The sequence below is a fragment of the Acinetobacter sp. SFB genome (assembly GCF_001647545.1).
Lineage (GTDB): Bacteria > Pseudomonadota > Gammaproteobacteria > Pseudomonadales > Moraxellaceae > Acinetobacter.
Window position 1 is genome coordinate 272780 of record NZ_LSZH01000013.1, and the last position, 12801, is coordinate 285580.

Annotated in this window: 11 protein-coding genes; 6 read left to right on the top strand and 5 right to left on the bottom strand. The window is 41.0% G+C overall.

Annotation, left to right across the window (positions count from 1 at the left end):
- Positions 1-906, top strand: coding sequence for a LysR family transcriptional regulator OxyR (gene oxyR, locus AY606_RS10735; protein WP_067868156.1), 906 nt, complete (start codon positions 1-3; stop codon positions 904-906).
- 551 nt (positions 907-1457) lie between these two features.
- Complete coding sequence (locus AY606_RS10740; protein ID WP_155858180.1) at positions 1458-2057, top strand: response regulator transcription factor; 600 nt, start codon at positions 1458-1460, stop codon at positions 2055-2057.
- A gap of 84 nt (positions 2058-2141) precedes the next feature.
- Here the strand turns inward: AY606_RS10740 and ppk1 are convergent, their stop codons facing one another.
- Both ppk1 and mtgA read right to left on the bottom strand, forming a co-directional pair.
- Complete coding sequence (gene ppk1 / locus AY606_RS10745; RefSeq protein ID WP_067868162.1) at positions 2142-4223, bottom strand: polyphosphate kinase 1; 2082 nt, start codon at positions 4221-4223, stop codon at positions 2142-2144.
- 113 nt (positions 4224-4336) lie between these two features.
- Positions 4337-5011 carry a monofunctional biosynthetic peptidoglycan transglycosylase gene (gene mtgA, locus AY606_RS10750; protein WP_067868166.1) on the bottom strand — a complete coding sequence of 225 codons (675 nt, stop codon included), beginning with the start codon at positions 5009-5011 and terminating at the stop codon, positions 4337-4339.
- Positions 5012-5090: 79 nt separating this feature from the next.
- Here mtgA and AY606_RS10755 point away from each other — a divergent pair, with 79 nt between their 5' ends.
- Positions 5091-5903, top strand: coding sequence for a rhomboid family intramembrane serine protease (locus tag AY606_RS10755; RefSeq protein WP_067868169.1), 813 nt, complete (start codon positions 5091-5093; stop codon positions 5901-5903).
- 31 nt (positions 5904-5934) lie between these two features.
- On the opposite strand, the gene AY606_RS10760 is transcribed toward AY606_RS10755, so the two are convergent.
- Positions 5935-8397: an ABC transporter permease gene (locus AY606_RS10760; protein ID WP_067868172.1), complete on the bottom strand. Its 2463-nt coding sequence runs from the start codon at positions 8395-8397 to the stop codon at positions 5935-5937.
- Between the two features lies 1 nt (position 8398).
- A complete protein-coding gene (locus AY606_RS10765) occupies positions 8399-9127 on the bottom strand; it encodes an ABC transporter ATP-binding protein (RefSeq protein WP_067868175.1) in 729 nt (242 codons plus the stop codon).
- 56 nt (positions 9128-9183) lie between these two features.
- On the opposite strand from AY606_RS10765, the gene AY606_RS10770 reads away from it, so the two are divergent.
- Positions 9184-9768, top strand: coding sequence for an arylesterase (locus AY606_RS10770; protein WP_502692125.1), 585 nt, complete (start codon positions 9184-9186; stop codon positions 9766-9768).
- A 35-nt stretch (positions 9769-9803) separates the two neighbouring features.
- Here AY606_RS10770 and AY606_RS10775 read toward each other — a convergent pair whose 3' ends face one another.
- On the bottom strand, positions 9804-10418 hold the full coding sequence (locus AY606_RS10775) for a carbonic anhydrase (protein WP_067868181.1): 615 nt from the start codon (positions 10416-10418) through the stop codon (positions 9804-9806).
- A 310-nt stretch (positions 10419-10728) separates the two neighbouring features.
- Between AY606_RS10775 and AY606_RS10780 the strand changes: the two genes are divergently transcribed.
- Entirely contained in the window at positions 10729-11760 is a 1032-nt protein-coding gene (locus AY606_RS10780; protein WP_067868185.1) for an alpha/beta fold hydrolase, read from the top strand.
- 14 nt (positions 11761-11774) lie between these two features.
- On the top strand, positions 11775-12782 hold the full coding sequence (locus AY606_RS10785; RefSeq protein ID WP_067868188.1) for a hypothetical protein: 1008 nt from the start codon (positions 11775-11777) through the stop codon (positions 12780-12782).
- Positions 12783-12801: the final 19 nt, after the last annotated feature.

The window sequence follows — 12801 nt, forward strand, 5'->3', positions numbered from 1 at the left end:
ATGGCTGCATTACCCTCTTTAAGACAGCTGTCATACCTCGTAACACTGTCTGAAACGCTACATTTTACTGAAGCTGCGCGCCGTTCATTTGTGACCCAATCGACTCTGTCAGGCGGTATCATGGAGTTAGAGCGTTTGTTAGGTGGAGTCCTCGTTGAACGCGACCGCCAAAATGTACGTTTAACTCCGCTTGGAGAACAGGTTGTTGCTCGAGCCCGTGTTCTATTGGCAGATGCTCAAGACTTGATGCGTTTAAGTCGAGAAATGAGCGAACCTTTAACGGGTGATTTGCATTTAGGCATTATCCCTACCATTGCGCCTTTCATTTTGTCGAAACTGCTTGATGAAGTGCATAAACAACTGCCTAAAATTCAATTGCATTTGTATGAAGCGCAAAGTGAAAAAATTGTCGAAAAATTAGAACACGGCAATCTGGACATGATTGTTTTGGCACTGCCTTTTGATACACGTGGCTTAAAAGTTGCTGAAATTGCGAAAGAAAATCTTTATTTGGTGCATCATAAAACCGATCAAAATGCACTGAATGCCAAAACTTTAGATGATTTGGATTTATCACGTTTAGTGTTACTTGAAGAAGGTCATTGTTTACGCAATCATGTTTTAAGTGCTTGCCCAATTGGTGAACGTAAAAATGATCATCGTTTAAAAGCAAGTTCATTACCGACACTGGTTGAAATGGTCTCTGCTAATTTGGGCTTTACCCTGCTTCCTGAAATTGCGATTCATACCAATATGATTAAAGCGAATCCAGATTTAGTGGTTAAAGCAGTTGAAGCTGCGCCAAGTCGTACGCTCGCTTTGGTCACGCGTAAAAGTACACCGTTGCAAAGTGAATTTGACGTGTTATTGCAAATTTTGCAAAAAGTCACCCAAAATCTTCATTAAAAATAAGCGCTAACTTAAAAGGAGCAGCTGCTCCTTTTTTTATTGCCCAATTATCTTTCTAGCTAATATTTTCGCTTAAATAAATCCTATTGATTAACATCTACAAAATATTGAAATATTTAAATAAAAAAAGCTTACTACAACGCTAAACCGAGTTTAAAGTTAAAATATAATATCTGGTCCATGGACGAATTAAGATATTAAAGCTTCAAAGAGTTAAAAACCTCTTACATACCAGATTCATAAGAAGTAAGCCTATTCTAATCAGTGAACTAGAGCCGTCATATCTGCAATAGTAGGTATTTTATAAGCTATAATTAAAATACAGTGCAGATATTTAGATCATATGTTGTGCAACAAAAATCATAATCAAAAAAATTACTTAAAGACTTAATAACAACCCCATCAGCATAAAGTAAATTTTTTTAATTCTATAAATTCCCTAGTTCTGGGGATAGTACTTTTATACGTTGTATAGCAAAGTAACTCAATAAAATGACAACCAGTGTGAGAATAGTCCAGTGGGTGAACTGATATTACCGGCGCCTGTCATGTTGATAGTGAATCAACCCGCTTTTAATTACCTCTTAGAGAACCTGCTCACTGGATTAGGTTATCCTGCAGAGTTAATTATTAGCACGGATCATCTGGCTTCAGCTGAAAAACTATTACAACAACATTTACCAAACCTGATTTTAATAGATTTATCGCTCGATCAAACAGAAAGCATTATATTTATCCAGCGACTCAAAAAATTCCATCCGGATGCAAATGTGATTGTGATCTTAGCTCAGCACCAGACCTCTTTATTGTTTGATGCGATTCAGGCAGGTGCACTGGGTTATATTTTTCATGAAAATACTGAAGCAGAAATGTTAAATAACATTAAAAGTATTCTGCGCGGTGGAGCCCCTCTCCATGAGGTGTTTGCGCAGTATATTTTGTCCTACCCAGTAAAATCTAATCAAACCATATCATCCAATCCACTTAATAAGCCCGCACATTTAACTGCAATTGAATTTGAAATTTTAAATTTAGTGGCAACAGGTCTTAACCTGCGGCAAATTGCTGAGCAGACGTCGAATTCTCTTTATAAAATTGAAGGCAATATTAAAAGCATTTATCGAAAACTCGCCAGCTTAAAAAATTAGAGATTTTTTATGTCGAATATTTCCATCGTATAAAAATAAAGGAGTCCCAAGACTCCCTTATTTCATCCTCAACACTTGAATGAATTATTTGATCATATCCAATAATATTCTTTGTGCATTATGTGGCTCTTGTCCTTCTGCAACTTGTGCACGAACCCAGGTTCCATCGCCCTGCAACAACCATGCTTGCTGATTGTCTTTCAAATAGGTCAGTAAACCTTGCTGGTAAATACGTTTTTTCAGTGCTGGGTCTTCAATTGGGAAACAGGCTTCAACCCGATTAAATAAATTACGATCCATCCAGTCCGCACTTGAACAGTAAATTCGCGCATTGCCATTATTGCCAAAATAATACACACGGGTATGTTCCAGAAAACGCCCGACAATTGAACGTACCCGAATATTTTCCGAAAGGCCCGGTAAACCAGGACGTAAACAGCAAATCGAACGAATTATTAAATCAATTTTCACACCGGCTTGCGAAGCTTCATATAACTTGTTAATCAGCTGCCTTTCAGTTAAGGCATTCACTTTAACAATAATTTGTGCCGGCTTGCCTGCTTTGGCATTGGCAATTTCTTCATCAATGAAATTGATGAGTTGAGCATGCAGGGTAAAGGGGGCGTGCAGAAGTTTTTTCAACTTGGCCATTTTACCCATACCAGTCAACTCTTGAAAAATACGATGTACATCTTCACAGAGTTCTTTATCTGTAGTTAATAAGCCATAATCGGTATAAATACGGGCATTGCCGGCATGATAGTTGCCGGTACCTAAATGTACATAACGTACCAGTTTATTGTTCTCACGGCGCACCACCAGAATCATTTTGGCATGGGTTTTATAGCCCACAATACCGTACACCACGACTGCACCGGCTTCTTGAAGTACATTCGCCACTTCAATATTGGAAGCTTCATCAAAACGTGCACGTAATTCGATGACTGCGGTCACTTCCTTTCCATTACGTGCTGCTTCTGCCAGTACCTGAACAATTTCAGAATCTGGCCCACTACGGTACAAAGTTTGCTTAATCGCGAGTACTTGCGGGTCACGTGCTGCTTCACGCAATAGATTAATAACAGGTGCAAAGGATTCAAACGGATGATGTAAAAGAATGTCCTGTTTCTGCATGGCAGAGAAAATATTTTCAGACTTCTTCAATACTTTCGGAATAATCGGGGTATGGGAATCATAACGTAAATGTGGACGTTTGAAATCCGACAATAAGCGTGCAAGGTTGACCGGACCATCCACTTTGTAAAGTTGATCCTTGTCTAAATCAAATTCTTCCAGTAAATATTGATAGATATGTTCGGGGCAATTTTGCGTCACTTCCAAGCGTACTGCACGGCCGAAACGACGCGAATTCAATTCCCCTTTTAAGGCTTTGGCCAAATCTTCGACATCTTCATTTAAGGCCAAATCGGCATTACGTGTTACTCGGAATTGATAACAGCCGGTCGCAGTCATACCCGGAAATAAATCTGAAACATGCTCATGAATAATGGCAGACAACATTACATGATGTTCTTTGCCATCAGTGAGTTCATCGGGTAAACGCACCACTCGCGGCAGTGAACGTGGTGCCGGTACAACAGCCAAATCAATTTGACGACCAAAGGCATCTTTACCTTCGAGGGTCACAATAAAGTTTAAGCTTTTGTTGACCAAACGCGGAAATGGATGAGCTGGATCCAGACTAATCGGAGTCAGTACCGGTGCCACTTGCTCCTGAAAATACTTTTTAATCCACGCAGACTGAGCAGGTGTCAGTTCTCCACGGCGTAAAAAACAGATATCTTCTTCACGCAGCTTTGGCAAGATTTCTTCATTTAAAATACGGTATTGACGTTCAATCGCAGCATGGGCAGTTTTAGAAATAATTTCCAAGACTTGCTTAGGGGTTAAACCATCAGGACTGTGACTTTCATTGCCTAAATCGAGTTGCTCCATCAAACCAGCAAAACGGATTTCAAAAAACTCGTCCAGATTACGCGAGAAAATTAGCAAAAAATTCATGCGTTCAAGTAAAGGATGCAGTGGGTCAACCGCCTGTTCTAATACACGAAGATGGAAATCTAGAATAGAAAGTTCACGATTAATGTAGCGATCGTTATATGTATATTCTGTTTGTGTAGGAGATGGGCCTGCTGCAGTATTCATACCTAACCTATAATTGTTCGAAAGTAATCCTTATCCTCTTAAGTATGCTTCAAAATTATGACAATTTCATAAAAAAAAGCCCAAATTTTTGGGCTTTTTAATCCAGTCTCGAATTAGGGAATATTGCTATAACGCATATATTTTTGAATCATCCGTTTGCGGTATTGCAGTTTTCGGTCATCACGGTGGTCTTGGTAATATTTCGGATTGGGCAAAATAGCGGCTAAAAAGGCAGCTTGCTCGCGACTTAAACTTCTCGCACTTTTGCTAAAATAATGCTGGCTTGCCGCTTCCACTCCGTAAATATTGTCGCCAAATTCAACCGAGTTTAAATAGACTTCTAAAATGCGTTGTTTGGTCCACACCCGCTCCATCATCCAAGTCGCTACGGCCTCTTGGCCTTTACGCAAAAATGATCGCTTATTATATAAAAATAAATTTTTTGCCAATTGCTGGGAAATGGTCGAACCGCCGGCCACCACTTTGCCTTTGTCTTTATTGCGCTCTAAGGCAAACTGCATGCCTGCCCAGTCAAAACCGTGATGTTGCAAAAATTTACCGTCTTCTGCGGCAACAACTGCATTTTTAAGGTAGTCACTGATTTGATCGTAATCACGCCATTGGTGTTTGATTGGCTTAGAGGGTTCAGACCAATAATCCAGACGCATCATCATGGTGGTGTCAACCGGATGAGTGCGCCACCACACCAGACTTGCAAAAATCCAAAGTTGTATCAAAAGTACCAAACTGACAAGTATTAACAAACTACGAACAATAAAAGCTTTCATGTCAGTGAGTTACTCCAAAATATCTGTTTTTTCGTGCTAAGCTTGAAGCTGAATATAGCAAAGATTATAAAAGAATAGCATGGCTGAACTTTCACCTCCTTCCATTCAAAGTAAACTCGAAGTTCACCTTTGGTGGCTGACTGCAGTTTTTATTGCCATTAATGTCGGTTTATTTCTCTGGCAAGTGCTCACAGGCGTCAATATTACCAGCCCAAGTCTGGTCGATGCTATTCGTTGGGGAGCTGATTATGCACCTTTAACCTTTTTAGAGGAACCCACTCGCCTGTTTAGCAGCATGTTTTTTCATTTTGGGCTGATCCATTTAATGCTCAATATGTGGGCACTGTATATTTTCGGCAGTGTGGCGGAACAGCTTTTTGGCCGATTCTATTATTTGGGTTTATATATTCTTGCAGGCCTGATGGGGAGTTTGCTCAGCGGTTTTATCGATATTCAAAATACCTTTGAACTGCTGCAAAGCAATGATCCCAAACTTCTCCCGACTGTCAGTGCCGGTGCTTCTGGCGCAGTGATGGGGATTGGTGGCGCTTTGACTGTTTTATCTTTATTGCCCATCTTGCCGAAGCAGCGTTTCATTTTAGATAAAAAAACCTTGGTGATGGTGATGGGGATTAACTTGTTCATTGGCTTCACCATGCCCGGCATTAACAATGCTGCCCATATTGGCGGCATGCTGATGGGTGCGGTATTAGCGGCTATTTGGTATATGGGACAGCGCGTTCATAAACCTAATTTAGGCTTTACTCTCGGTTTAGTGGTGGGTGCAGTAAGCTGCTATGTATTTTATGATTATTGTATGCAACAGGTTCAAATCCTTGAACCTGTATGGCGTCAGATCCTTGCAGCCATGCGCGCACAGCTGCATTTTTAAAGTTAAAGCATCATTTTTGTGAGATGAATTATTATTGATTCATCTCGCGCAAACTTTGCAGTGGTGGAATATCACATAAATAACTTAAACGATAACGACCAATCAAGGCACACACCACAGTCATTAAAATCGGTAAAATCAGCCAAATTTCCCAATGCGCCTGAATCATCAAATTCATTTTATAACTGGCAATCGCACTAATCACTTCTGCAAACAGGCATGAAACTATCCCTGCCATAAATCCAATGAAGCCAATCTCCACAGTCATCATCTGTTTTAATTTTTGTTTAGAGCTGCCAAATGAACGCAACAAAGCCACTTCACGTTTGCGTTCATCCATCAACAGGTTTAAACAGGCAATTAAGACCAAAACGCCAGAGACACTGACCAATAGCGCGAGTATGGTAATAATCTGTACCAGTACATTTACCAGGCGTTTCACTTCATCCAGAATTAAGCTGACATCAATAAAAACCGTGTTGGAAAATTGTTGAATCACGGAAACCAGTTGCTTTTTATCCTGTTCAGGCACATAAAAACTGCCTAAATAACTGCCCGCATTTTCATCCCTCGTCTTGGGTGCAAAAATAAAGAAAAAATTCGGACTAAAGCTTTCCCATTCCACACTACGCAAGTTAACGACTTTGGCCTGAATCAAACCTTCAGGCAGACTAAAAGTCAGTCGATCGCCTATTTTGATTCCCAGCTCTTGTGCAGTTTTCACTTCAACCGAGACATCACCGACCTGTTTCAATGCTGCTGAGCCCTGCACGATTTTATTATCCGCAGGATATTCTGATGTCTGGGTTAAATTGAGTTCACGGCGTAACGAGTTATTGTTGTCCAGCAATTCATTGGAAAAAGGTTGATCATTCTTTGCCACCAATCGCCCCCGAATATTGGGATATAAAGGTGTGCTTGGCCACCCATGTTGCTCAATCTGGGCTTTGAATAAAGGCATATCAAACGGCGGCAAACCATAAACAAATTGATTTGGCGTACCTTGCGGTAATTGTTGCTGCCAGCGCTCGAGTAAGTCCGTTCGCAATACGGCCAAAACCGTAATTAAACTGAGACCAAGAGCCAAAGCAGTAATTTGAAAGGCAGTTTGATAAGGTGCGCGGACATAGGGTGAAATGGACCATTTCAGACTTTTAATTAATTTTAAGCAGCCCCAAATGATCATATACAGCAGCATACACAAGATGATCATTGCACCTATGACCCAGGCAGTCAGCACAATATTTTCAGTCAGTACCACACTAAACAGCACCAGACTGGCTGTGCCCATCAACAACATCCAGAGCATTGACTGGACTGATTTTTCTTGCTGGCGAATCACCCGAATCGGCGGAGTATTGAGCAGCTGCCATAAACTTGGCAGGATAAAACCCAGCAATACCACGGCACTGGTCAGCATTGCAATCGGTAAGGGGCCAAGCAGCATATCCAAGGCAGAAAACTGAATTTGCAGATGGGGAATCAGCTTGAGCATCAATTGCAATAAACCATAGCCAAGCCCTACTCCTGCCAGACTACCAATCGCCATTGCCACAATTAACACCACACCCAATAAAGTCAGATATGCGCTAAGAATTTGATTCTTTGTTGCTCCAATACAGCGCATTAGCGCAATATTGTCCTGATTTTGCTGTACATAACGCTGACTGGTTAAGGCAATCGCAATGCCGCACAGTAAAATGGTCAAAATATTGGCAAGTTGTAAAAAGGTATCTAAATTGGCAATCGGCTTCATTAAACGGGTATTGCCTTCACTGGCATTGCGTAATTTTAGACTATTCTGTTCATTGTCTATTTTGCTTTGAGCAGACTTATGCAGTTGATTGAAATCCTGTTCAAAGCGTTTGGTCTGTTGGGCAGGCCCTGCCATTAATAACCGGTATTCCACCCGACTGCCCACTTGAATGGCATTGGTTTTCGCTACATCGGCCTGGGAAATAATCACCGTAGGCGAAAAGCCGGAAAAGCCCAGCTCCTGATTGGAATCATGTTCAATTTGAGCGGTGACTTTAAAGCGCCCATCCGCAATATTGACCCGATCCCCGAGTTTGACATGCAACAAATCCATGGCACGATTACTGAGCCAAACCTCGCCTGGCTGAATTTTCTTTGCTTGGGGGATAACCCGAATTTCGCCGCGCAAAGGAAAGGCATCATCAATGGCTTTCACATTGACCATGACAAATTGATCATTGGTATGTGCCATCGAACTAAAGGTGATGACTTCAGATTGTTGCAGGGATAACTGGTCAGCTTTGTGTTGCCACTTTTTTTCAAGCGGCTGATTGTCGCTCAGGACCAAATCCCCTGCCAGCATTTCAGCGGCCTGTAATGCCACGGCATTTTGGATTTGTTCATTACTAAACTTTAGTGCCGTGGTCGCACTGATCGCCAAAGTTAGAGCAATAATCAGTAAGTAAACACCGGTGCTTTTAAAACTCTGGGTCAGTAAAGGTCGAAAGAGTGGATTCATTTCAGCCCTCACCGTTACGATGTTCAATCAAATGACCATCCAACAATTCGAAATGGCGCTGACATTGCTCGGCCAGTTTTGGATTATGGGTGACCAAAACTAAGGTCGTGCCAAATTCACGATTCAGCTGAAATAACAGTTGCTCAATTTCACTGGCGGTTTGTGTGTCTAGGTTACCTGTAGGCTCATCGGCGAAAATAATTTTCGGGTCGCTAATTAAAGCACGCGCAATGGCCACCCGTTGCTGCTCACCGCCCGAAAGCACTTTGGGGGTTTGTGTTGCCTGACGTTCCAAACCGACTTTTTTAAGTAAGGCCAATGCCTTTTTCTCAGCAGCTGCAAAATTAAAATTATTCTGCAAGCGCAGCGGCAACATCACATTTTCCAGTGCGGTTAAATGCGGCAATAACTGGAAAGACTGAAATACAAAACCGATATATTTTAAACGTACCAGCGCACGCTGTTCTTCATTTAATTCAGCGATGGACTCTCCACACACCGCCAATTGGCCCGAGCTGGCTTGATCCAAAGTTGCCAAAATTCCAAGCAAGGTCGATTTTCCTGAACCTGAACGTCCAGTGATAGCAACTTGTTCACCTGCCTGGATTTCAAAGTTTAAATTTTCAAAAATGCACAGCTCTTTTTGTACAAGTTTTATCTTTTGTGTCAGTTGCTGGGCAGAAATAATCACTTGTGGCATGATGGAAGAGTCGCTCCTAACTTGGTTCATAAAATCCCTATATGCAAAATCGCAATTTAAAAACTCGTGTATTTGCTTGTTTGGCGATGCTCAGCCTGTGTCTTGCTCCGGTCGTGGTGCGTGCTAAAACCATTATGATTGTGGGTGACAGTATTAGCGCGGGTTATGGAATTCAGGCACAGCAAGGTTGGGTGCATTTATTACAAAAAAGCCTAGAGCAACAGTATCCGAAACAACATAAAGTGGTCAATGCCAGTGTCAGTGGTGAAACCACCAGTGGTGCTTTGGCGCGGTTGCCTAAATTATTGCAAATTCATAAACCGCATGTTGTGGTGATTGAGTTAGGGGGAAATGATGGTTTACGTGGTCAATCCCCGCTATTGATTCAAAAGAATCTGGCTCATCTAATTCAACAAAGTCAAAAAGCTAAAGCCACAGTGATTGTTTTGGGAATGAAAATTCCACCGAATTACGGTACAGCCTATAGCAAGGCCTTTGAAAAAAATTACCAGATTGTCAGTCAACAGTACAAAGTCAAATTGATGCCTTTCTTTTTGGAAGGCGTTGCAGGTAAGAAAGACTTGATGCAACAGGATTTAGTTCATCCCAATGCCAAGGCACAAAGTATTTTACTGAACAATGCCTATCCCTATATAAAAGGCGCTTTATAAAGCGCCTTTTGTTCAGTTTGAAGCCTGATTTAATTTTAAAAATCAAAGAACAAAACTTCACCTGTTTCTAGAGAGTATTCGGCACCGACAACTTTCAACTGACCTTTGGCAATCAGGCATTCTAAAACTGCAGAACCATGACGCAACTGATTTACAGAAGCAAAGACATTAGAACGAACTGCATGTTTAGACAGTTTAGATAAATCGTTTTTTAGTTCAGTTTGCATCAATGTTTCAACCGATGGTCGAACACGATTGACAATAGACATCAGGTTTAATGAAGGCGGATGATCGGGATTCATTAAGGTATCAATAGTCGCTTGAATAGCGCCACAATGACTATGTCCGAGTACAACCACAACAGCACAATCATAACGTTCTGCAGCAAACTCCACACTGCCTACCTGTGAAGGTGCGACCACATTCCCTGCAACACGGATTACAAATAAATCACCTAGCCCCTGATCAAATACCATTTCCGCAGGAACACGAGAATCGGAGCAACCCAAGACGATGGCAAAGGGATTTTGATTTCCTGCCATTTCCGCCCTTTGCTGATGTGAAAGTTGTTTGGGGTGTGTCGTTTCCCCGGATACAAAACGCTGGTTCCCTTTTTTTAAACGATCTAAAGCTTCTTCTGCTGTTAGCATGCTGGTCTTCCAATGTTTGAAGTTGTAATATTTTAATGCGATGAAATTGGAATGTCACTTGCAAAAAACATAGCTGTTTATTTTATAACTAAGTTACAAAATATTTTATTTCGCGGATAAATTTGACCGAGTGCACGTTTTTAGCACTTCTCGCAACAGACTTCAACAAACAATTCAGTGACATTTCCACAATAATATTTACAATAAACTACAGACATTTTAAAAAAAATTAAATGCAGTCTAATTCAGATGATTTTTATAGTGTTGCTTATAAAAAATTATCGTCATGAATACATTAGGATGATGATCAATGACATTGCTTCACTCGATTTTATCCCGCAGTTTGCAGATGGCATGCCTAGCTATTTCAATCAGTGTGCCGATCTTTTCTCATGCAACTATAAATAAAAAAATCTATGTTGCCCAACCTTCATTCGAAAATTATTTAGCCAAAGAGCGTAGTGCAGCCGGACTACGCAGTAAAACCATTAAAATTGATGATATCACCTGGAGCTACAGTGAAAGTGGCGCGAGCAATAAACCTGCCGTATTGCTCCTTCATGGCTTGGCTGGAAATCGTGATAACTGGAATGGGGTGGCACATTTTTTAACACCTTATTACCACGTGATTATTCCCGACCTTCCGGGCAATGGCGAAACCAAAGTTGCGGATGATTTTGATCTGTCGGTTCCCAATGTCACACAGCGCCTGCGCCGTTTTGCTGAAGCCATTGACGTGGAAGACAAACTGAATGTTGCTGGACACTCGTTAGGCGGCTCCATCGCCACGGTTTATGCATCACAATATCCATTTGATACGCAAAGTCTGTTTCTACTCAATAGCGTAGGGGTTTACAAACAGGCCAATACTGCCTATACCCAAAACCCTTATTTTTTAAAGCATCTGATTGTGTCTAAACCGGGCGATCTGGACGATGTCATGGCTCAAGTCATGCAAAACCCACCGGACTTACCTATTTATTTTAAAAAAGCACAAGAAAAACTGCTGATTTCTCAGTCCGTACAAACTCGCAAAATGATTGACCAATTGATTACGCTGAGCCGTATTTATACCCCTGAATCTTTTGCCCGAATGACGCAAACCATTGAAGCACCCACACTCATCCTGTGGGGCAAGCAAGATAAAATTATTAATGTCGAAGCCGCAAATGAATTACAATCTTTATTAAAGCGTGCCGAAACCCCGGTTATTTTAAATAATGTCGGGCACATGCCTATTTTAGAAGCAGAACAACAAGTGGCGAACTACTATTTGCCTTTTCTCGCAAAAACCCAAAAGTTAAAAAACCCACTTACTGATAAACTTATCCCATTAAATTAGCTTGCAGAGACAGTATGCCGAAACACCCGATGATTGAGCAATTGATTGAAGCTCATCTTGACTTTTTAGAGCAAGAGTTTTCACATACTGCCACTATTCAAAGCGAATTTTTAAATTTTTATCAGTGGTTTAGAAAACAAACCTTGCAGGATATCTGGTCATTTGAGCAAATCAATGCACTCTTGCAGAAGCAGGTTTTAGCTACACCTGCGAGTACTTTTTTAATTGAGCAAATTACCGAACATCTTCGTTTTGCCTTAATTCATCCTGCCAATGAAAGCACTCAAATTGCGGATGTGATTCCGGTATTGACTGTCGATAAAATTGCCCAATATGTCGCGAGTAAAAGTGCACATCGTCAGCGCCTGATCAAAACAGTAGTCAACAGCCCTGCTTTTTCAGCCATGATAACGCAATTAATTCAACATTCCATTCAGGATTATTTGGATAATTCGGTCATGGCAAGACGTGTCCCCGGTGTATCGCGTTTTATGAAAATGGGCAAATCGGTTTTAGAAACCGTAACTGACTCAAATCTGGATGAGACCATTGGTCATTATCTGCAAAAGAATATTTTAAAACTCAGCCAAATGAGTGAGCATGTTTTAAATCAACATTTTGATGATGAGAAGCTGTACCACTTTCAGGCGAATCTTTGGCATAAAATTAAAGATATGCCTTTAACGGTTTTGAAGAATTATATTGAAGTTCAAGACCTGCCGAATACGGTGGGCTTAGGACATGAAATTTGGAATCAGCTGCGCCAGACAGAATACCTAAAACAACAAGTTCATGATGGAGTTTATGCGTGGTATTCACGAAATCAGCAGCGTAGTTTTGACCTGTTACTACGTGACTTGAATATTGATGAAACTTTAATTCAACATGAACTACAGCACTTGTTAGCACCAGTGATTCAAAAGCTAGTTTCATCAGAATACTTAAGAGAACGTGCAAGAACATATTTAGAAAAGTTTTATTATGCAGAAACCGCACAGAAAATTTTAAATATTCAGCCATAAAGAAAAAGCCGCTTGAAGC